This window comes from Vibrio sp. T20 (assembly GCF_007858795.1).
Taxonomy (GTDB): Bacteria; Pseudomonadota; Gammaproteobacteria; order Enterobacterales; family Vibrionaceae; genus Vibrio; species Vibrio satsumensis.
The window spans coordinates 108071-129913 of the sequence record NZ_VFEB01000093.1 but is presented as its reverse complement, the minus strand read 5'-3'; the positions used below and the strand labels follow the sequence as shown (position 1 = coordinate 129913).

Annotated in this window: 22 protein-coding genes; 10 read left to right on the top strand and 12 right to left on the bottom strand. The window is 42.9% G+C overall.

What is annotated here, in order from left to right; genetic code table 11:
* The first annotated feature begins 177 nt into the window (after positions 1 to 177).
* From FTW16_RS12235 to FTW16_RS12225, 4 genes are all read left to right on the top strand, one after another.
* Positions 178 to 1803: a patatin-like phospholipase family protein gene (locus tag FTW16_RS12235; protein WP_229650154.1), complete on the top strand. Its 1626-nt coding sequence runs from the start codon at positions 178 to 180 to the stop codon at positions 1801 to 1803.
* A gap of 442 nt (positions 1804 to 2245) precedes the next feature.
* The gene (locus FTW16_RS24505; protein WP_157938716.1) at positions 2246 to 2389 is read left to right on the top strand and encodes a hypothetical protein; all 144 of its coding nucleotides are present in this window, start codon (positions 2246 to 2248) and stop codon (positions 2387 to 2389) included.
* Between the two features lie 75 nt (positions 2390 to 2464).
* Complete coding sequence (locus FTW16_RS12230) at positions 2465 to 3196, top strand: GTPase (RefSeq protein WP_146491272.1); 732 nt, start codon at positions 2465 to 2467, stop codon at positions 3194 to 3196.
* A gap of 45 nt (positions 3197 to 3241) precedes the next feature.
* Positions 3242 to 4384 carry an MFS transporter gene (locus tag FTW16_RS12225; RefSeq protein WP_146491323.1) on the top strand — a complete coding sequence of 381 codons (1143 nt, stop codon included), beginning with the start codon at positions 3242 to 3244 and terminating at the stop codon, positions 4382 to 4384.
* Between the two features lie 95 nt (positions 4385 to 4479).
* On the opposite strand, the gene FTW16_RS12220 is transcribed toward FTW16_RS12225, so the two are convergent.
* Positions 4480 to 5988: a DUF3360 domain-containing protein gene (locus FTW16_RS12220; protein WP_146491271.1), complete on the bottom strand. Its 1509-nt coding sequence runs from the start codon at positions 5986 to 5988 to the stop codon at positions 4480 to 4482.
* Positions 5989 to 6303: 315 nt separating this feature from the next.
* On the opposite strand from FTW16_RS12220, the gene FTW16_RS12215 reads away from it, so the two are divergent.
* The 3 genes from FTW16_RS12215 (at position 6304) to FTW16_RS12205 (ending at position 7967) form a co-directional block, all read left to right on the top strand.
* Positions 6304 to 6642, top strand: coding sequence for a cytosolic protein (locus tag FTW16_RS12215; RefSeq protein ID WP_146491270.1), 339 nt, complete (start codon positions 6304 to 6306; stop codon positions 6640 to 6642).
* Between the two features lie 83 nt (positions 6643 to 6725).
* Positions 6726 to 7598 (top strand): patatin-like phospholipase family protein, encoded by an 873-nt coding sequence (locus FTW16_RS12210; RefSeq protein WP_146491322.1) that lies wholly within the window; start codon positions 6726 to 6728, stop codon positions 7596 to 7598.
* A gap of 15 nt (positions 7599 to 7613) precedes the next feature.
* Positions 7614 to 7967 (top strand): hypothetical protein, encoded by a 354-nt coding sequence (locus tag FTW16_RS12205; protein WP_146491269.1) that lies wholly within the window; start codon positions 7614 to 7616, stop codon positions 7965 to 7967.
* A 69-nt stretch (positions 7968 to 8036) separates the two neighbouring features.
* On the opposite strand, the gene folM is transcribed toward FTW16_RS12205, so the two are convergent.
* The 6 genes from folM to FTW16_RS12175 form a co-directional block, all read right to left on the bottom strand.
* The gene (gene folM, locus FTW16_RS12200) at positions 8037 to 8753 is read right to left on the bottom strand and encodes a dihydromonapterin reductase (protein ID WP_146491268.1); all 717 of its coding nucleotides are present in this window, start codon (positions 8751 to 8753) and stop codon (positions 8037 to 8039) included.
* The gene (folE, locus tag FTW16_RS12195; RefSeq protein ID WP_146491267.1) at positions 8750 to 9388 is read right to left on the bottom strand and encodes a GTP cyclohydrolase I FolE; all 639 of its coding nucleotides are present in this window, start codon (positions 9386 to 9388) and stop codon (positions 8750 to 8752) included. Before folE ends, folM begins: the two co-directional genes overlap by 4 nt.
* 18 nt (positions 9389 to 9406) lie before the next feature.
* Positions 9407 to 9778, bottom strand: a complete 372-nt coding sequence (gene folX / locus FTW16_RS12190; protein WP_048664833.1) for a dihydroneopterin triphosphate 2'-epimerase — start codon at positions 9776 to 9778, stop codon at positions 9407 to 9409.
* Between the two features lie 142 nt (positions 9779 to 9920).
* Positions 9921 to 10418 (bottom strand): 2-amino-4-hydroxy-6-hydroxymethyldihydropteridine diphosphokinase, encoded by a 498-nt coding sequence (gene folK / locus FTW16_RS12185; RefSeq protein ID WP_146491266.1) that lies wholly within the window; start codon positions 10416 to 10418, stop codon positions 9921 to 9923.
* Between the two features lie 321 nt (positions 10419 to 10739).
* Entirely contained in the window at positions 10740 to 12356 is a 1617-nt protein-coding gene (locus FTW16_RS12180) for an endonuclease (RefSeq protein WP_146491265.1), read from the bottom strand.
* A 665-nt stretch (positions 12357 to 13021) separates the two neighbouring features.
* The gene (locus FTW16_RS12175; protein WP_060981796.1) at positions 13022 to 13477 is read right to left on the bottom strand and encodes an Lrp/AsnC family transcriptional regulator; all 456 of its coding nucleotides are present in this window, start codon (positions 13475 to 13477) and stop codon (positions 13022 to 13024) included.
* Positions 13478 to 13619: 142 nt separating this feature from the next.
* Here FTW16_RS12175 and FTW16_RS12170 point away from each other — a divergent pair, with 142 nt between their 5' ends.
* Positions 13620 to 15431, top strand: coding sequence for a trans-sulfuration enzyme family protein (locus FTW16_RS12170; RefSeq protein ID WP_146491264.1), 1812 nt, complete (start codon positions 13620 to 13622; stop codon positions 15429 to 15431).
* A 463-nt stretch (positions 15432 to 15894) separates the two neighbouring features.
* Complete coding sequence (locus FTW16_RS12165; RefSeq protein WP_146491263.1) at positions 15895 to 16257, top strand: NirD/YgiW/YdeI family stress tolerance protein; 363 nt, start codon at positions 15895 to 15897, stop codon at positions 16255 to 16257.
* A gap of 436 nt (positions 16258 to 16693) precedes the next feature.
* On the opposite strand, the gene FTW16_RS12160 is transcribed toward FTW16_RS12165, so the two are convergent.
* The 4 genes from FTW16_RS12160 to FTW16_RS12145 form a co-directional block, all read right to left on the bottom strand.
* The gene (locus FTW16_RS12160; RefSeq protein WP_146491262.1) at positions 16694 to 16936 is read right to left on the bottom strand and encodes a hypothetical protein; all 243 of its coding nucleotides are present in this window, start codon (positions 16934 to 16936) and stop codon (positions 16694 to 16696) included.
* A 177-nt stretch (positions 16937 to 17113) separates the two neighbouring features.
* Complete coding sequence (locus tag FTW16_RS12155) at positions 17114 to 18202, bottom strand: acyltransferase family protein (protein WP_146491261.1); 1089 nt, start codon at positions 18200 to 18202, stop codon at positions 17114 to 17116.
* A gap of 269 nt (positions 18203 to 18471) precedes the next feature.
* Complete coding sequence (locus tag FTW16_RS12150) at positions 18472 to 19197, bottom strand: metallophosphoesterase family protein (protein WP_146491260.1); 726 nt, start codon at positions 19195 to 19197, stop codon at positions 18472 to 18474.
* A gap of 78 nt (positions 19198 to 19275) precedes the next feature.
* Complete coding sequence (locus tag FTW16_RS12145) at positions 19276 to 19770, bottom strand: YcxB family protein (RefSeq protein ID WP_146491259.1); 495 nt, start codon at positions 19768 to 19770, stop codon at positions 19276 to 19278.
* A gap of 536 nt (positions 19771 to 20306) precedes the next feature.
* Here FTW16_RS12145 and FTW16_RS12140 point away from each other — a divergent pair.
* A complete protein-coding gene (locus FTW16_RS12140) occupies positions 20307 to 21398 on the top strand; it encodes a transporter substrate-binding domain-containing protein (protein ID WP_146491258.1) in 1092 nt (363 codons plus the stop codon).
* Positions 21399 to 21440: 42 nt separating this feature from the next.
* On the opposite strand, the gene FTW16_RS12135 is transcribed toward FTW16_RS12140, so the two are convergent.
* Positions 21441 to 21644 (bottom strand): hypothetical protein, encoded by a 204-nt coding sequence (locus FTW16_RS12135; RefSeq protein ID WP_102530138.1) that lies wholly within the window; start codon positions 21642 to 21644, stop codon positions 21441 to 21443.
* Positions 21645 to 21843 lie beyond the last annotated feature (199 nt).

The window sequence follows — 21843 nt, the reverse complement described above, 5'->3', positions numbered from 1 at the left end:
CGGTTGTAACCGTTAGTAGAACTAAGGCCTCGCGTTTGCGGGGCCTTTTTATTTTGGGAAACCTATTGTTAGGTGATCTGATTTGGCAACCTAATCATCAAGCTTGTGTAGTCTATCATTTGCATATCTCAAGGGGCTTAACTAACTTTAATCATGTCAATGGTTAGAGAGAACATAATGATGAGTAAATTCTATGTAGACTATTGGTCTCGTAAGTGGATTGATGAGAATCATTTCCCTGAGGCTGAATTGTTGAGCTTTAAGGAAGACTATGCAAACAGAGATTTAGGTGTCGCTTTTTCCGGTGGAGGTACACGTTCAGCTGCATGTACTTTGGGACAGCTTAAGGCATTAGATGAGTTAGGCTTGCTGCCTAGAGTTAAATATATCTCGGCAGTATCCGGAGGGGGGTGGGCGGCAACGCCATTCACCTACACCAAAGATACAGATCAGTATTTTGGTGGGATACGCGATCCTGAGAGTATCACTTTTTCTAACAGCAAATCTGTACATCCCAAATCAATGCAAAGTGCGATTACAGATTCTCCGCTCGTAAGTAAACTTGTTGCTGGTGGCTTAAAACTAAAAGGAGATGAGAGCTTTGCTTACTCACTTGGTAAAGTGTTTTTAAAACCCTATGGGCTGCACGACCCGAGTCGCTATTTTACTTTCGATCAAGAGACCGAAGCCTTAACACGACAAGGCTTTCCCTCTAATGCTGAAGTGGATTTTTATCAGGCCCGAAAAGGGGCACCTTATCTTATTCTTGGGGCGACTTTACTAAATGAAGATGGGTTAGCTTCAGACAAGAAATATCATGTGGAATATACCCCCTTTTATTCAGGAGTAAGGGTTGGTCATATAGATAAAGATCTTTGGAGTAGTAATGACTATTTTGGCGGTGGATATATCACGAGTTGTGGTTATGACTGTATTGGTCCCTACAGCAAGCGAGACATAGGAGGTCGCGAAAAACTGCTGGTGAAGCAAGCTCCCGTAAGGAGCTTCGATATCACTAATGAAAAAGCTTTTTCTCTAAATGATATTATGGCCAGTACTGGCGCAGCACCACAAGAAATAACGAGCAATATAGGATTAGGAGCTCTTGGCTTCCCTGAGTTTAATCACATGCCATTGAATACATTAGAAGGGGATCACTCAGTCTCTGAAGAGTATCCCCACTCGGACGGGGGCCATCTGGAAAACCTTGGCATCATGCCATTACTGGCACGAAAGATGACCAAAATTGTAGTTTTCGTGAATACCAAGAAACCATTTTCTCCCAATATTAAAAAGCCGTTGGATAGCGGGCTGAACAAATCAGTGAAAGCTCTGTTCGTGCCTATCGATAACTTATTTAAGAAAGGAGATTTTGCTGTCAATGTGGTATTTGATAACGGTGAAGAAGAGTTGAGCAAACTCATAGAACAATTCACTCAACTGGTGAAAAAGGAATCTAGTAGTGAAGAGTACATTGCTAAAACTGCTTTGTTTACGAAAAGTAAGCTCGTAACAACTAGCAACGATCACTATGGAATCGAAGGAGGTCTTGAGGTCGAGATTACCTGGGTATATAACTGCCGAAGTTCTGCCTGGGAGAACAAATTGAAAGACAAAGACCTTGCGACATTGATTGCGAAGAAGAAGCGATTGATTGGCGATCAAGAAGGGCTAGAGGATTTTCCTCACTACGGCACCTTCTTTGAAAACCTTAAGGGAGTGGTCGAACTTACTAAGGTGCAAACTAATCTTTTGACCAATCTTTCTTATTGGGTGGCCAAGAAATCTCTAAAAGGGATTTAACCTAGTAAAGGGTTTAAACAGGACAATGTTGGTTTATATCTCTAATCTTTTGTTGGTAATGTTCAGCGGCAAAGAATGTTCTCCCCCTCGGTCGTATGTTTAAAAAGATTGGCCAATTTGATTTGAGGGGGAGGCTTTTGATGCTGGAACCGTTCAACGAGAGTTTCATTAACAGCTACAAGTCCGTGGCTTCGTTTTACTTGTTATTCAATCCAATTGGTACAGACCTGATTTGTACATCATCGTCAGCGACAAATAATAATCTCCAATGAATTTATCAAAGAAGTAAAAGCTCTCTGAATACTTATCAATCCCAAAAAATAACATTCTAAAAATGATCGTGTAACAATTTGTTAACGAGTTGTATTGTCTCTGTGTTCTTTGTCTTAGTTGCATATCGTTACTAAGCTCAGAACATACCATTATTTTTGAGGATCTGAATATGAACGGAAAACTAAGAACGGCTTTATCGTTAAAACTTAAGAAGCAAGATATCTCTAACCAACCTCCAAGACTGGTGCGATCGAATGCTGCCTTTGAACCGAATCCAGCCCCGTCAGAACACCACAAAAAAGAGTCTCGCTAATTAGCTTGCTCCCTCTTAATAAGGCACTCGAGAGAGTGCTTTATTGAAGATGTCTGCTGAGGAAAGGAATGGTTTATGATTAATATACAAAACAGTCTCTATGATTTATTTGATACCCAAGGTGTGAGTCTTTCAAAAGAATACAAGGATTGCATTGAGAAATATTTAGTATCTGATTTGTCTTTCACTTCTGAGATGATGAATGGTTTGGCTCGAACTATTTTTCAAAATAAAAAGATGATGGCTTACTACCTTTTACACAATGCAATCGATGAGGCTAAAGGTGCGGCAAGGTTACGAATGATCGCAGAGCGGTATGCAGATGATGAATTAAGGCCGCTGATGTTGCGTCATTATAACGATGAGATGAATCATTCTACGTTGTTTGCCAGTCTTATTCCTTTAACTGGGTACGAGACAGAAACGCATGAACATGAAGTTCAATATGAGTTAGATAAAGTCATGAACTTTGACGATGAGCTCAAGACATTCCTGTTTAGGGTTCACTCTATTGAAATACGTTCATGGCGTTTACTGTTACTGCATTTGGCGATCATCGATGAGTCTGGCGATGATTACATGAAACAAATGCGTCCAACGATTCAAAAAATCTTAGAAGATGAAATGCAGCATGTGTGTTACACCGGGAAATATGTCAGTCGTTGGCTACATGCTGAGCCACACTTAAGCAAAGTTTTTGTTGAGTGCATTACCCACACGAATAAAGAAACATGGGAAGACCTCTCTTCGATGGCTTTATTCATGCGCGATCATATTCAAGATTTTCTTTTAGAATCGGCGGCTTAAATGACTCTCTGGCTTAGGGTTTTAACATCGCGAAGCTCATTCGCGATGTTGGTTTTCATCGCCATCGCGTCAGTGATAGCGAATACGGGATGGCGAGTCGTGATGAATAACTTCGCTGTCGACACTGTTGGTATGACCGGGGCTGATGTGGGAGTATTGCAGAGTGTTAGGGAAATACCAGGCTTGCTCTCATTTACTGTTTTGTTTCTGTTGTTCATCGCTTCAGAACAAAGAGTCGCTGTACTGTCGGTTGCAACATTAGGGCTAGGCGTTGCCGTGACCGGGTATTTGCCTTCGATTTATGGCTTCTATTTCAGCACGACGATCATGTCTATTGGTTTCCATTATTTAGAAGCGGTGAACAAATCACTCTCAACACAGTTGTTAGCGACTGAGAACTTCAGTGAATCAATGGGGGAAATTCGGTCTGCTGCCTCATTCTTCTCGATGGTGACTTTTCTATGCATTATGGTCGCGAGCTATCTTTTTGACGTTTCAGATAAGGCCATTTTCTTTACTTGTGGAGCGATATGTTTCTGGTTAGCGATTTACTTGGTCACGTTTCAAGATACTCACACAGAGCTTAAACAACACACCAAACTCATTGTCCGACGTGAATACACGACCTATTACATTCTTACCTTTTTGAGTGGGGCAAGAAGACAGATCTTTGTCGCATTTGCTGGCTTACTGATGGTGACCAAGTTTCAATATACGATTGCAATGATGGCCGCTTTGTTTATGTTATCCAGCTTAGCAGCAACACTTGCTCTACCTTATGTTGGGAGATTTATCGATCGAGTAGGAGAGAGGCTAGCTTTGATCATTGAGTATGCCGCGTTAGTGTTGGTGTTCCTATCTTACGCATTTGTGGATGATCATTATGCGGCAGCAGGGTTGTATGTTATCGACAGTATCATTTTTAGTTTTGCGATAGCTTTGAACACCTACTTTAAAAAGACAATTAGGGAAGATGAAGTGGCTTCAACGGCGAGTTTGTCATTCACCATCAACCATATTGCAGCGGTGTTTCTACCATTTTTGTTGGGAATAATCTGGATGTCTGGTTACCAATGGGTGTTTGTTTCTGGAGCAGTGATTGCTTTGATTAGCCTCTTGGTATCGTTGACTATGGGCACACAGCTTCATCAGCGAATTAATGGATTCGATAAGCTACAGAACCAATAGCGACACTCATTTATCTTACTGGTTTGATAGATAAAACAAGGCCTCGCGTGTGCGAGGCCTTTTGTGTTCCGAGCAAAACTAAATATTAATCGAGCCTAGCGAAAGCTCGGGATAATCGCCGGAATCCCTGGTAGAAGGCCAACCAACGCCATCACACCACTTAGTACAATAAACATAATGCCAGGCAACACCCAACGGCTCATTTTACTCAGTTCACTACTACGCTCTTTACAACCGACTAAGCCTAAGTTATCCAACAGCATGGTGAGAGCCCAACCAAATGCAGGGTTAACGAGCGCTGATGAAAATACAACAATCGCTGCCGATTGTGTGGTTTTCCCTTCACGCGTCATTTCCATTCCAGCTTCTAGCAATGGCACAAATACCCCAACAATGAGCGCAACACAAAGCACAGGTTGCCAGATAGCTAGATCCATCGGGTAACCCCAAACAGCGGCGATGATACAGAATAGAGCTGTTAGTAACGCGCCTGCAGGGATAGGGCGTTTAGCAATCGCCGCTGGTACGATATAAGTACCCCATGAAGACGTAAAGTTAGTACCACCGAGCAGAGAACCGAACGTTTGACGAATTGACGCCGTGGTCATGGTGTCGTCTATGTTCATGTGTACTTTTTCGGTACGTTCTGGATAGCTGATCTTTTGGAATACTTGATGTCCTAAGAAATCTGGTGACCACATCGCCACGGCTAGAATCGCAAACGGCAATACCACCATGAAGTGTTCAATCGTCGGTAGACCTAACATCCAACCTGTATCTTCACCCCACCAATACATAGGGTTCATGTTAGGTAAGCCTGGTTCAGTGTGGAAAGCGAATGGGGCGCCCATGGCAAATGCAATCGTACCACCCAGCAAGCAGCTAAGAGGTACAGCTAGCCAACGCTTACGGAAATGCTCCAATAACGCGTACAAAATGATGGTGCAGAAGATCACGACAAAAGCGATGTGACTCATGCCGATTCCCTCAGCCCAAGCGAACAGCTTTTTCACTTGAGAAGCCGTTCCCACAAAGCCAAGGTAGAGCAGTAAGCCGCCACACACGCCTTTACTGGTGAGGTTAGCCAACAGGCTGCCCCCTTTACTGATGGCTAAGAGTAAACCAAAAGCACCAATCAACAAGCCAAACGCCATAGGGTGGCCACCTGCAGCAACGACAATAGGAATTAAAGGGATAAGCGGGCCGTGTGTACCTGCGAGGTTCGCGGTCGGCAATAGGAAGCCAGAGAAAATAATAATGAAAACAGAGGCGATGAGGAGTTCATAACGAACATTTTCTAAAATGAAGCCTTCATCTAGCCCTAGAGCCCCTGCAAAGGTGGCAGCAATCGCGCCCACCATAACCACTTTACCAATCGTGGCTGCCATCGCTGGGATGGTGTCTTCTATCTCGAATCGATAATCTTTAAACGGCAAATTAGGACGCCAGCGTTTCGGCGCCATGATTTGTAATTCATGCTCTAAATATTGTTCGCGGGAATCAAATTCCGATCTTGGTTTGTGTTGTTGTTCATAAGTGAGTTCATCCTCATTGGCTTGAGGCTGATCTACTTGTATATGTACGGACTCTAAAGTACTGCTCATGTTGATTCCTTTCGTTCACACTCTAAGGCGTGTTATTCCAACAAACGTTATTGACTCACGCAGAAGCGCAAACAATGCGTCAACGTATCATTAAAAACTCATTAACATTTAGTTGTTAGTACCTTATACCAAACCCAAAAAAACAAATAGTCTCAGGTAGTTAGACATTAGTCGTAGAGTTAGTCGACTAGTATTAGACTCTGTAGATAGTATGTGTCTGGTTATTTGTAGTCCCTTAATTTCTCCCACGTTCTGCACTTGATAGTGATAGAATCTCCGCATTAGAATTATCGAGAAACTAGGTATTTATAAACAATGTTTATCCATCAGGTAAATGGCATCGATTGGCTGGTAATTACAGCCTTTGAAGAACTGAAAACTATGTTTATCGAAGATGCTGGTCCTATCCCAGCTTACTTCTCTACCGCCAGTGAATTGAGCCTGATTGATCAAGCCAAACGCAGCTATGGATTTTTGCCTACACTCCGCGGTGTGATCACCGATACCGGCACGTATCAAAGTGAAAATCTTGAAGAAGATTTGAACCCACAGCTTGCGTGTATAGTGGAAGGGCGTGGCCGGGTGTTTATCTATCACGGCGACTATGTGGCTTTTGTCGATGACGAGCAAACCTTCATTACCCGTATGGACTGAGAGTGATTCAGTGAGTTGAGATCGGCGAATTGGTAAATAGGCGAGTTAGCTCCCCTAGAATTTAAAACTAAAGGATTAATATGATGGCAAAAACGATCTCATTGGTACTTGGCAGTGGTGGCGCAAGAGGCTTGGTGCACGTTGGAATCATCCGTTGGTTAATGGAGCATGGCTATCAGATAAAATCCATTTCTGGCTGTTCAATTGGTGCACTTATCGGTGGTGTCTACGCTGCGGGCAAGTTGGATGAATTTGAAGAGTGGGTCACCAGTATCGACCAATCGGATATGGCTATGATGTTGGACTTTTCATGGCAATCGAGCGGGATGTTCAAAGGGGACAAGATCATCGACACACTGCGTGGATTGATCGGCGAGATTTCAATTGAAGATCTGCCCATCCCTTATACCGCAGTCGCTGCCAACGTCGCCGATGAAAAAGAGGTTTGGCTGCAATCAGGTTCTCTGTTTGATGCCATTCGCGCTTCTATCTCTTTGCCATTGTTCTTCACACCTCATGTTATTAATGGCGAAGCGCTGATTGATGGCGGGGTACTCAATCCCGTACCGATTGCGCCTACCTTTGGTGATAAGACAGACGTTACTCTGGCTGTGAATTTAGGCGGCGAACCTGAAATGGTTCAACAGGAAGTGATACCTGTTTCCCTACCAACAAAAGAGAGTAACTTGCATGAGAAGGTTGTTCACTTTATCGATAATCTCGGTAGCAGTGTAAAAAGTAAAATGAGCTTCAATTTTGCAGCCTACGACATTGCCAACCAAGCGTTTGATGCGATGCAATCGACCATTGCTCGCCAGAAACTGGCCGCTTACCCCGCCGATATTACGCTTGAGATCCCACGTAATGCCTGTGGCACTTTAGAGTTTGATCGCTCACAAGAGATGATAGACAGAGGCTATCATTTGGCACAGGCTAAACTGGGTAACTGGCTTTAATGTATTTGCTGCTGAATGAGAGTATTTATGGAAACTGAACTTAAAGATCTGGTCACAACAAAAGATGTCATCGTGCTCACCAGTTCAGAAGAGTCCGCCGTATCATGGCTGATAGAGTGCTATCAAGAGAACACTGATATCCAGATTATCGAGAACGCACACCAACTAGATACTGAAGCGATTTTGGCGCAATGTCGAAACAGCCTGGGTGAAAGTAAAAAGGTCATACTTACTGCGCAATTTCGCAGCCAATTACCTATCATCAATATCGCTTCACTGTGTAATGAGAAGCGCAAATCGTTGATCAATATTGAGCTGTTAGGCTGGGACGAAGAAAAACGCCTTCCTCACTCTTATAGCAGTTTCTAGCTTCTAGTATTTTAGTTAACAGCATTCGCTATATAGCAGCCGTTTTAGGTAGCAGACAATGCAAGACCATCACTTCAAATGTCTGCCGCCATCAAGGTGTAAAGTTCTTCCTGTCATGTAATGACTGGACAAAACATACTTGATGCCATCTATTATTTCCTCAAAGCCCGCTTCTGTGGGGATCAGAGCTTTCTGCAGCGCTTTGGTTTTGTATGCCTCATCGTCATGTTCATTGAACTTAATCATGGCTGGAGAGAGGGTATTTACTTTGACCTTGGGAGCCAGCATTGCTGAAAACGATAGCGTCAGGTTGTTGAGTGCAGCTTTACTGGCCGCGTAAGCGATGTGTTTTTTACTGCCTTTTTCCGCAACGTAATCACTGATGTGGATGATGTCTGAGGTTTTATCGCCAGACATCAATTGGTCTTTGAGCGTTAAATTGAACAGATAAGGCACGGTGGCGTGAATCGTCATCATCTGGTGCATGATTTGTGATGCATTTTCACTGGGATTGTTCTTGTTCTCAGGTTTCCAGTCGGAAGCGTTATGTATGATGGCTCGAAGTGTCTTATAGTCTTTACCAACGTAATGAAGAAAGCCCTCTAGGCTACTTTGTTGATAAAAGTCTACTTGCTGCAAGTCGGCTCCACCATCGCGCAACAGTTGCAGTTGAGGGTAGTCGCTGCGGTAGGTGCCAACTACTTTGTATCCATCCGCTAAAAGTTGCTGCGCCAGTGCGAAGCCGAGTCGCTTTCCCACGCCGGTTATTAGTATCGTTTCACTCATCGTAAAAACTCAGCTCTGGTTTGAGGGTTAGTTTTGAAAATGCCACCGAGCGCGGTTGTTGAGGTTTCAGAGTTTGCATCCATGACACCTCTGGATTTAACGCAATAGTGAGTGGCTTTAATCGTCACGGCTACGTTTTCTGTTTCCACTAGAGTCTGTATCGCGACTAGGATTTGCTGAGTAAGGCGTTCTTGTACCTGAGGGCGCTGAGCAAAGAATCGAACGATACGGTTGATTTTAGACAGCCCAAGAATCTTGTTTTCAGGGATATAGGCCACTTCTGCTAAACCATCGATGGTAATGAAGTGATGTTCGCACGTCGACGTTAAATCTATGTTCGACACCTTGACCATTTCATCAACCGACATTTTGTTGTCTATCACACTGATTTTTGGAAAGTTATTGTAATCTAGCCCTGAAAATATCTCATGGACGTACATCTTTGCAATGCGATCGGGTGTTTCAGCTAGGCTATCATCAGTCAAATCCAGTCCAAGCGTACTGACCACTTCCGTTAAAAGACCTTTGATGCGGTTGTACTTCTGGTTTGGGTTCATCTCGCTCGGTGTCATCGGGGTTTCTAGTCCCTTTTCGAGCAAAGCTTCTCTTACTTTTTCAGCTTCTGTGGTTAGCATTGACTCGCTCCTTATGAGTTAATTTTCGAGCTCTGCTTCATAGCTAAGCGTGAGTGAAACGGAGTCGGCAAAACGTAGGGCATGAGGCTTGTCAATTCTCACTTGAGCGTATCGAACCCATGGATGATCGATACAAATGCCGAGTACGTCGCTGGTTAACTTTTCTAAAAGCAGAAATCTTCCGGATTCGACATGTTGAATGATCTTCTTGCAGATGTTTTTGTAGTTGAGTGCGTTGTCCACGTCATCAGAGAGACAAAGGTTGTTAGCAGGGTAGTGGATCTCTGCATTGATAACGATGTCTTGCTGCTTAGACTTTTCTTCTTCGTTGAAACCGATGAAGGTTCTTAGTCTGAGATTTGTAATGGTGATAATGGCGTTGTGATTCATAACAGTGTCCAATCCTTAGAGAGTGAAGTCAGGTACGTGCTTGTTTTAAGAAAAGATCAGTAAAGCTCACGCGATTAAGAGTTCAGTCGTTCCTTTAGCCGTTGTTCCTGTTGCAGCCGTTCTTTTTTCAGTCATGTAGAGGCTAGGTGAAACTGATATCGAAAGGGATGGTTTCGGTTTTCTGACTTAACTGATCGAAGTTTTCCCAGAGCTGCTGATATGAGATGTTTAGAGTGGGGTGACGTCCTTGTGCGGCAATATCAACTAATGGCCTGAGCACAAAAGCGTACTCGGTGATTTCGCCTCTAGGCAGCTCTACGCCATCGATAACGCCCACTTGATTACCATAAAGGAGGATGTCGATATCCATCGTCCGTGAAGCATAGGCTTTGGTCTGACGCTTGCGATCGTTCTCTAATTCGATTTGATGTAGAACCTTGACCAGCTCCGCGACAGATAGGTCACATTCAAATCCAACGACTAGGTTAAGGAAGTTATCCCCTTCAAATCCAACTGGCTCGCAATCGTAGAAATTAGAAATGTGCAGCGGTGCAAAGCGATCATGCAATGCTTTGAGAGATTCTGTGACGTGATGTTCGCGGTTAATGTTGCTTCCGATGCTGACATAGACGTTGGCCATAGTTTTCCTTCCTTTTAACCAGCCTATACGTCCAACTCGCGATGAAGATCAGCAATGCATCCTTTTAATGGTAGGACGGCAAAAGAAAAATACGGTTCTGTTACAAGTTTTGCCCGTTTTGAGCCCGACAAAAGGGCACCTGTGAGCTAGAAAGTGCCACGAGTCAAAGCTCGGCCTATGAAGGTTTCGGGCATAAATGAACTACAGCTTCCCCCTAAATTAGCATTTACTAGAAAGCTAAAGGTAAATGAAAAAGCCCAAACAAAGGATTGGGCTCAATTCAATCATCATGAAACCATTGTCATGGTGATTATATTCCGATTAATTTCCCCAGATTTGACTTACAAACTCTGGATGGTCAATAAACGGATTACGATTCCCTTGGAAATCATGTACCGCATTATTTCGGTCGATTTCTTTTTGGCTGACTGGATCTTCAGAATGCCAACGCTTTAGCATGGTAAGTAGCCAAGGTTCAAAAACGGTTGTATTGGTTCCATCCAGAACGGCATCAGAGCTTGTAGAGTTCCCTTCCCAATTAGCGATTTCATTTTCATAGCGTGTTGCCATGTAGAAATATGCTCTTGCGAAATCACCTTTAAACTCATCAATTGGCTCAAACACCGTACCTACATAACCAAGAGAGTTCGCTGCACTGCCTAACTTAGAACCATTGCTTGATGTGTATGTCGCGCTACTCACCTCACCAAATGGCCAATTACTACGTTTCGAGTTAACGTAGCCGTCAGTGGCAAATAAATGGTGACCGTCAGAGTTCATTGGCTCGACTTTCCCACCAAACCAGCTTTTTGGGAATGAGTGCTCACGGTTGTAGCAATCACCTTCTTTGCTGTATTGACCACATTGGTCGGCCACCTTAGTAAATTGGATTGAATCTGAGCCTGAAGGTTTCTCCGAATACATATCGAGAATCGACCCATCAGTGTCATAGTATGCGTCTAGGTCAGCCTCAGACACTAACGTCCAAATAGCGGTGTAACCCTGACTACTATGATTATCAATAATTTGATATAAGGCCGTTTTTAACGCAAAGCCCACTTTGCCTTCAGCGTCTTTGTAATACTCACCTAACACTGGTGGTTCAGTTGGTGGTGTAGTTGAGCCACCAATCGTAAATTCTGTACTCTGACTTGCTTGGAAATCACCACCAGATGCCACAACGGTCCCGTTTACCGACAAACTGTATGAACCATTCCCCACACTGCAGCACATTCCATCTCCATAAGAGTCTGAGACTTCTAGGGTGTAGCTACCATCCGCTAAACACATTTCCACTTCATTGATGGTGTTACTTTTATAGCCCGAACCAGAATAAAGAGTTTGAGAAACTGAGTTTTTGAGAGACCAACTGGTTTCAGAACCATAGTTATCCGTCACTAGCGTGAGTGCGGCACTTGTGTCATTGCAGCTTTGTGTTGGTGGAGTCTCCGTAGGCTGAAAGTTATCTAAATACACCACTTCCGAGCCATCAAAACCTGCATCATCATAAAATCGTACGCCCACAACGATATCTTTAGTGCTCGTAGCGCTGTACGAGTGAGTCAATGCTTGCCACTGATTCGTTAAATCATTATTCGAGTAGCCTAAATAGCCATCAACAAAAAGGCGAGCTTTCACGTTACCTTCAGTGTGATAAACATCGACAGAGAAATCATAAGTTTTCCCTTGTTCAACACGTATCGTTTGTAGAAAATCAGTATTACTTTGAGTGCCTGTATTCACGGTTACTTGCGCAGAGAAACTGCCGTTATTGACAGGGTCGGTAGAGGGTGATGCCGCAATGCCGGAATCAATTACACTCCATCCAGATGGTACGTTTCCTTCCCAGTTTTCGAAACTTCCATTTTGGATTTGTGCATGCGCACTCGCTGAACAAAGTAATGCAACGCCACTTAGTGTTATTATTCTATTTATCATATAACCTTCTGTTTAATTGGATAAAAATCAACTAAGCTTAGAAAGTAATCAAAAGGTGAATGGAGATAAACATCACATTTATAAATGTAAGTAACATTACCTTTATTAATATATGTGATGTAAAGCAATGTGATATCGACCTGTCTATTGCTTTCACACGCTAGATTATTGAAAAAAGGTTCATCTTGGCTTTCAGGGGAAAGCTGCGATGAACCCAAAATAAGCACTTATCCGCAAGCCCTGCCTATAGTAAATGTAACCTCTACTAAAGTTCGATCCAGCCCTTACCTAACCAACTGAAAATTATGCGCACAATTCAGTTTGGTTCTGATTTCTAGTTTAAGATCGTGCAAGCACATATTGCTTCCGATTCAAGGCTCGTTATTAATCAAGAACTTCCTTTTATTTAGATATTGTTCAATGGCTTAGGGGGCAATATGTTTGTGCGTAAGTGTGATTAAAGGTTGGTTTGTTTTGGATTAAAACATTTAGCTACATTGTTGGAACTCTAGGCATGAGGAGGAGTAAGGCAAGTTGCAGGGTTTGAAACTGAGTTCAATCCCTCTCTGGCTCACTTTGGGGCAAAATATTTGTTGGTGCAGTTCAGGGGTGATGAGAGCAGCCTCTAGAGAGCCCCATAAACCCCGAACAAAAGCGAACTTCATCTATCTCACTGGCAATTTGGTCTTTGTTTTTACCTGACCGAAGGCGAAGCTGGATTCGATAGAAGCAATATTGGGTAGGCGAGTTAATTGCTTGCGGATAAACTGCTCGTAGCTTTTGAGTGACTCGCTCACTACATGCAATAGGTAGTCGTGATTACCTGTCATCAAAAAGCACTCTAACACTTCATCAATCACTTCAATGTGTTGCTCAAAGTCTCGCATGTTCTCTTCAGTTGGCTTTTCAAGTTTTACCAATACAAACACATTCACAGGCAAGCCACACGCTTCTTGGTCAACACTGGCGTGATAGCCACGAATAATTCCTTGCTTCTCTAATGCTCGAACTCGGCGTAAACAAGGAGAGGGCGATAGTGCCACGCGATCAGCCAACTCTTGATTAGTAAGCCGAGCGTTGCTTTGCAGTTCAGCCAGTATTCTTTTATCGATCTCATCCATTGGCATATTCCATCAATATTGAAGTTTATTTGGCAATATTATTGCTCAAAGTGTATGTCTTACTTCGCAAATAGCAATTTTTAACATCTGCGCAAAACTAAAATTAAAGGAGGAACAACAAGCATGGAATGACTTAGGAATTATGAATACTTCAACTCAACTTAGCCCGCTGCGTAAAACCACCAAACACGAACAAGCAGAAGCTCTTGCCATTGAGCAAGCAAAACACTTTGGTATCGACCCAAATAGTGATTACGGCGTCACGCTGATTGAACTGGCGACGACCCTGTACAAAGCTAATACCAAGACACACGATCTTTGGGCATTGACGGTTGATGGCTTATCAGATCTCGACAAGAGCGACCGGATCGCTTGGTTTAACGCTAAACGTTTCTTGTCATTCCAGATCGCTAAGATCCTCGATAACCTGCAGAACCCAATGCGTGCCACTTACCAATCTATCGCGACTAACAATGGTAACTTTGCGTCTAAAGGCGCGTATCCGATCTTCGATAATGTTGCTGCTATATTCTCTGCAAGTCCTGTTATTACGCGCACTGCGACTTATTTGTTTGCCTGTACCGAGTGGATTGAAGATGCATTCAACGGTAAAGAGCCGCTGCACGATATTTACTCTCGACTGCTAAACCCAACATCAATCTCACTCGCGAATCACATGGTTGACCTTGAGGCAGGTTCTAGAGCTAACGAATATCTAGCATGGAACTTTAATTCCGGTATGGCGGCGATTGATGGGTTGCTGAGCCATTTACTTGGACATGAAGATATTGTCTTGGCCTCGCGCAATATCTACGGCGGTTCTTATCAGCTGTTGGAAGATTGGTTTGGCAAGCCGTCGAATCTGAATGTCGCGGTAGAGTGGGTGGATGGTTACTCCGGTGATGAGTTTGCGACTCGCCTTGATGAGGTTGCCGATAAATATGCTGGTCGCCTCGCTGCAGGTAAGAAAATCTACGTCTACCTAGAGTCACCGTGTAACCCGCATGGCTACGTGTTAGATGTTGCTAGCATCAGTAAAGCTGGTCACTCTCGCGGTTGGGATGTGATTGTCGACTCAACAGTGGGTACGCCATTACTTCATCCTGTGCTCAAACGTGATGATGTGATGGAAAGGCCTGATTATGTCATTCACTCCTACACCAAAGAACTGGCGGGTTCAGGTACCACAACCGCTGGGGTAGTCATCGGACGCAACGAGACCATGTTTGTTCCAAAAGGAGAAGAGGCCACCTGTACCAAACCCAACGGCGATGAGGTCACTATTCCATGGAACGAAACGCTGTTTTGGAATGTGTATTACATCAAAGGCGCATTCTTAGATGCAGACAAAGCGTTTGAAGTGCTCAATGGTATGAAAACGTATGAGATGCGAGTGGTGCAAAAAACCATTAATACTCTGACTCTGGCAAAGATTTTTGATGCCCACCCAGACATCAACGTATCGTGTCCCGCTTTACCAGACAGCGATAACTATGAACATTGCCAGAACAACATGTACTTGGGGCTACCAGCCGCGCTGTTTACTATCGACATGGAAGGTAACGGCGATCGTGCACCAATCAATCGTGATGGGTTCAAACAGTTCTTCGATATGCTTGAGCCAGCAATCGGCATGCAAGTGAGCCTTGGGCAAACCAATACGGTGGCGCTGTGTCCGGCACTGACAACGCATTCAGAACTCAGTGATGAAGCGCTTAATGAAGCGGGTATCAAGCCGACGACTATGCGTATCTCGATTGGGTTGGAAGATCCTCGCATGTTCATTGCTCATATTATCGAGGCCGCCAAATTGTCGATTGACCGTAAGCACGCCGACTTCTCATCGAGCTTCCCGAGTAACGACCGTATTGACGAGATCTATATGCAAACCTATATGGATGTACACCAGAGGTTTGTGAAGAGTTTGCCGAAGTTCAGTCAGCTCACTCAGTGACTTAGGTCAGTAATGAAAGCTAGCAATAAAGGGTTAGAAAGAAAAGTCAGTGAAGTCGGGTAGCTGTAACCGTTATAGGACAGTCATAACCGCTAAATAGAAAAACTAAGGCCGCGCTTGAGCGAGGCTTTAGTTTTAGAAAGCTCTCACTGTGTAGCTTCATCGAGTGCTATTCAATTGGTGCTTGGAAAGCGACTCTGTTGATGACTTATTACTGGGCTAATACTGAATAACAAAGAGCAAGAGTTCTAGAAAAGGAATGATTTTCGTAAAAAGTAAAATTATTCGATTAAGATAGCGTTTAATATCACCATTAAGATCATATGGTTATGGTTTTTTTGGGTATTGTCATTCTACGTATTTTCAACATGAATGAATTATGAACGCTACTTTCATCCGCGATTAATACCACCTCCTGCATAGTACACCCATCAAAACAAACTATGACTCTTTAGAGGTTCTTATGAAAAACGTACTTATTGCTACTACACTGGTTCTGGCTTCAGGCTTAGCAACAGCAAACACTTTACCAGCAACGGGCGGATTTAATGGCCCGACGGCTAGCGCTCCTGTTACGGTTGCTCAAGTCCTAGAAGCAAGAGATGATACCCAAGTTCAGGTGACGGGTAACATTGTGCACTCTTTGGGAGATGACGAGTACAAGTTTACTGATGGCAAAAACACAATTGTGATCGAAGTAGAGGATGAAGCTTGGGCTGGTTTGACGATTGCTCCAAATGACAAGATAACGATTGTTGGCAACGTTGAAAAAGATAGCTGGGAAGAGGCCACAATTGAAGTTGATAGAATTACAATTGGTAGCTAAATCGAGTAAATGCAGTAGTAACTGAAGCGATAACTTAAACTTCAAAGGAGCTCATTGTGGCTCCTTTAAAGTTTTAGAACTATGACAAATAGAGAACATGTATTTACTTTGTATTCTTGCTCATAGCTCATGACACATAGCTAAGTGCTATAACCGTCCAACATTAATTCAGTAAACAGTCACGTTCTCTAATAAAGCTAGATTATTAGGTAATAGACTGAATTTCTGCTGTACCAACCCATTTTTGTGTTGGGGAGCAAATATAACGGTGACTCATTTTGGGGAAAACGGTGAGAGCAGGAGCTAACTCATTGACGCAAAAAGTATCTGCTCCATTGGTTGTCAGCATGAAATGGCTCATGTTGAGATTACTCGGCAGAGAGACTCAAAAAGCAGTCGTTAGAGAGCGTTGTAACTCTCTCTGCTCACTCGTTTACTATCTAGGCTGGTGGCCAGTCTTCTTCGCAAGCTCTTGCATAGCCTCGGCAAACGTTGTTGTCCCGCCTTTAGCTTTAACCTGTACCACCTTATACCCCAGATTTTCCAGCGCTTGGCGCTCTGCTAAAACAGCTTTATCATCCGGCTGACTGCCCTGTACTGGCTGATGAATGTAACACCCCTCGAGTTGACCATCTTCGACCAGTTGGTGGTGTTTTAATGCATTGATATCAAAATTCATAGTAAGTCTTTTCGTTTAAAATGGAGAGTCTCTGTGGCAAAGGCCGCAAGTCTTCAGAATTCTATGTTTTGTACCATACGGCATTTTAACCATAAGAAGCTAGTGTAAATACAGTAATTCAAAGGAATGCGACCTTTAAAAGGGCAGTGTAGGTTGAGCTATAGAGAGCGTTTTAGTCTAATAGCCGATTAAGTATCTTGTTTTTTTGCTGCCTCGAAATACCATCTTCATTATTTTCGCACAGAAAACGGATGTGACTACAATGCCACTGCAGATTCCTATGTAGAGAGTAATGTTAAAATCGCTTTTTAAGGTGCCACCAAAATATTTAGCGTCTGCGATTTCGAGGATCAGTAGCAACCACGGGTGGATGAAAAAAATCGCAAAGCTTGTATCTGAAATGGTGTCTAAATATTTGGATTTAAAACTCAATTTTTCAAGAGCTCCATACAGTAAAAAGATGAGGGCAACCTTTTGAATAAAAACAACATCTATCCCATCGTATTCAAAAAATGGCTTGTGTGAATTACCATTGATACCAGTGTGATTTTGATAAATAGACAGCATGACAACGATAAATAGCAACAGAAGTAGTGTCTTACTATTTAAGCACTCAGTGACCTTATCTTTATTCATACACACGCTAATCCCTATCAAATATATTGGCGTAAAATACACCAGAGACTGGAGTGGGTTAGTCCCTTCAACCGCTCGATGAACGAACAGAGACAGTATCGAAAGGAAACAAATAACCATAAGCTGTGACTTAGGCGCTAATTTGATAAAACGCATGTGCATAGGAGCAGATAAGAAGCACAAAAGAACAAAGGGGATATACCAATAGGCAGTGAGGAAGTGCCCTGTAAACAAATACTTTATTGCGGTGATGATGTCTGGATCTGACTGTTCGAACAATACACCATTGCGGTATGCACTTTCCGGGTCAACCATGTTCTCAATAGGATTAAAGTAACCCCAATTAAGGTAATAGAAAGCGAGGGTGGCGATACTTCCGAGAATTAAGTAAGGCACACCAACATTTTTAAATTTCCCAAGAACGAATTTACTGTAGCCATAGCGGCTGTAGAAGACGTGGTAAAACATATAACCTGATATAAAAACGAAGAGCGATGTACCTCCAGTTATTATGTTTTTTAGAATATTTCCAATCTCATCGGTGCTCGATAGTCCGTAAGTATACGAATGTCCCATGACGATTAGAACTATTGTAATTCCTCTAAAATTACTTATCGATTGTAGAAACATATAAACTTCCCGTTTGATTTTAGCGTCGATCTCCCTTTGATTTAACTATAGACCTGATTAAAAGTTATTCTTGCCATTTTAAGAGCATACACAATTGAGTTGCCTAATTTTTATTATGAAGTAGAGGTTTAAACTTTGTTATTGTGTCTTCAGGTGGTAAGAAACTTTAAAAAGTAAATTTTGAAGCTTTATGCCGCTAGGTATTTGTTTTCTAAAAAGCATGGGGAACACAAGGGTAAAAGTAGCAACAAGATTAAAGCGAGATAATTTTAAAAGTAGATAGCTTGGCAGTCGATAGAATGCGCCGAGAATGAAATTCTATTTAACCCGACCTTCTCACTGCGATTGTATTCATTGATAGAGTGGTTAAATCCATAGGCTGTTGAAGGGGCCATATATTGAGTTATGCCCTGTTGTGTAGCCGTTATCCCATCATGGCCGTGACCACAGATAACCTCACGTACGCGATATTTTCTCAGCACGTTCATCACATCGGCATCGTTTTCTAGACGGATGGCTTTCATCCAATCTGCACCGACTGGAATGAGAGGGTGGTGAACAACTACGATAGGGTTGTTGGCCTTTTTTAGCTGTTGTTTTAGCTGAGCCATACCACGGTTATCAATACGCCCAGACCCGAGTGGATGCTGGTCATCGCGCGGCTTGAAGCTTGAGTCTAGGAACAAAACTTCTCGTCCACAGATAGTGGCTTTATCAGTGACGAAAATTGTCGATCCTTTTAACTCTGTACGCATTAGTGAAGAGTCATCATGGTTGCCGGCAATGGCGTAAATAGATTTATCGCTAATGTGTCGCCTAATGAACGCTTCTAATCGAACGTAGTCGCCGTGTTTTGGATTACAACATATGTCACCAGTCAGAAAGATGGTCTTACATTTTGTGTCTTCATTGACGTATTCCAGTGCTCGACGCAGGTTCTCATAGCTGGATTTATCTGAAAGGTGACAATCACTGATTTGGTATACGGTGTTCATTGTTATAGTCCGGTCATTCCATACACACCGTTTACGGTGAATTAAAAATGCCTGCAAATTGGCAGGCATTCATTGGTGTTAGTTAGCTTTTGATGCGGCGTGGTGTTCAATCATGAAGGCAATGGCTTCATCGCTTAAGCAAGATTTACTGACGTATTGGCGCTGTTTGCCGACATGAAGGATAAAGCCGAGATCGGTCTGCTCAAGCTGGTCGATGTCACTCCAAGCGATAGTGTTGGTCGCTTTATGGTTTTTATAACTCACACCGTTCGTGTCACCTTGAAAGACTATTTTGCTGCCAGCGCCAGAGCTGATTCTTTGTCGCCATAACCACCATGTTCTTTTACAGTACACACTGAACGCTTCAATGACACTCAAAACAATAAAGAACCAGCCAACGTAACCGTTAGGTAATAGTTCAAACTCCAGCAGAACCACACCAAAAATTAGAAACAGTATGCCTTTCAAATAGGCTTTGGGAAATTGAGTCGGAAGGCTAGTTTGATCATAACACTCTGCGAAAAACGTTTTGTCGAGGGTGTATTCTGTGGTGAAACCGGGATCTTTAGACATGTCTGGCTACTTTAATGTTTTCTGTGAATGGGTTTACTAAGCTGCGTTCTTGCAACGTTAGTATTGTATCGCTTCTCATGGCTTATCTTTAGCTATTTTGGTTATCTTTTGTAAATCGATAATACCAATGGATGTACTTTCGCCATCGCTAACTTGCTGCTTAAACAGGTACTAAATGATGTTCATAAAGGCGATACTGAATTAGCAAAGCAGTGATTGAAGTCGTTTTGTTTAGAGCTAATGAAAAAGCCTGTAGCGAGACTTCAGGCAAAAACACATAGCGACCAGGTCGCGGTGGAGTTTGTGCGTCATCTATTGCACTTAATTCTGGCTGATTCCTCAATTGTTAAAACTGCTGCTCTATTTTTTTGAACAACAAGTAGAGGTTTTCTATAGTTAAAGCAGTAAAGAATAATACTAGGGCAGTACTGAATTCATCATAAATTTTTTCCACTTCTGAGCCACTGACGTTCATTTGTTAGGTTAGGCTTCTTACTTGATCTAATTCATCGCTGCCTCTTTCTGGAGGATTGCTGATGCTTTTGGTCTTCAAATCGTCACTTCGTTATTGTGTAACTTTAGTCATATTTCTTTGTCCTTTGTTCAGCGCTTTATCGTCGGCTTCTCCTCTGAAAGTTGGTGTCTATCCGTGTCCTCCATTTGTGATTAGTTCGATGGAAAATGAATGGAACGGCCTGAGTATTGAACTTTGGGAGAGAATTGCAAAAGAAATGGACGTTGAGTACACGATAGAAAACCACCGCTTGGATGACTTACTTAATGCGATTGAAACCGAGCAAATCGACATCGGCGTGTCTTGCATTTCAATCACGCCAGAGCGAGAGATTTTTGCTGATTTTTCCCATTCCTTTTACGAAACTCACCTTGCCATTGCAGTGAAGAAGCAGGGTTATCTTCATACCTTACACGCTATATTCTTGAACCCTGCACTGTGGATTATCATTGGAGTCATCGTGATGATCTCAGGAGTGATTGGAGCGTTTTTCTACTTATTGGAGCATGGAGAGAACGAAAAGCTTTACTCGATGAAAAGCCGGACTGGCCGTTGGCTAGAAAGCTTCATACTGGGTTTACTTTTCATCACTCGAGGTCCATTCAATTACTTTGAGTTTAAGAGCCTAACTGGACGAATTGCCACGGTGTTTATTGGCGTATTTAGTATGCTTTTTATCGCCAGTATTACTGCTGTGTTAGCCAGTAAACTGACTCTAAGCCAAGGCTCTTCCCATATCAAAGGTGTGAATGATCTTGCGGGTGTGGAGGTGGGTGCCAAAGTTGCCACGACGTCTTCTCTGATGCTCACAAGTTTCGGTATTCGACACAAGAGTTACATTGATATGCCAAGGCTATTAGCAGCTTTAGAGGATGGCGAGGTTGAAGCGATTGTCGCTGATGATGTGGTGCTCAAATACATGATTGGTAATGGTAGGGTAGGCGGGCAATTTGAGGATTTAGAGGTGCTGCCTTATCAGTTAGAAAAGCAAAATTATGGCTTTATCATCACTGAAAACAACCAGTACGAAGAAGAGATAAACCGAGCACTATTGAAAATTCGTGAGTCACGGAAGTGGCGCAAAATACTGGTCGAATACTTTGCGGATAAGTAGTTTAAGTAAATTAGATACACCAGGGCTTCTAAGCTCTTTCTGCTAGAGTTGCTCAGAACCAGCGGCTTTATTTTTCTTGAAGTACTTGAATACTGTCCAAACCAGATAAGCCGCAACACCGACAATAAGTGCCGAACGAATTAAGATAGGAGCATCATGCTCAAGTTGGCCTACATGCGGCACAATACTGGCAAACAATCGACTTGTGAAAAGCAACCCCATTACTAACATTACAATTTTATTCATGTGACTTGCCATTCTATTAGGTGCGTTACACAGAACAAGCTTTGGGCATTTGACACTATCAATGCGACCAAGAACGGTTCTGCTCGGAAACAAAAGCATGCGCTTCTCAAGAATAGTCGTCAATGCAATATCCGCTTAAAACCAGTAAGCTAAAGTTTCGTTTTTGGAAGAGGTTTGTTCTGCCGGATACAGCTATAAA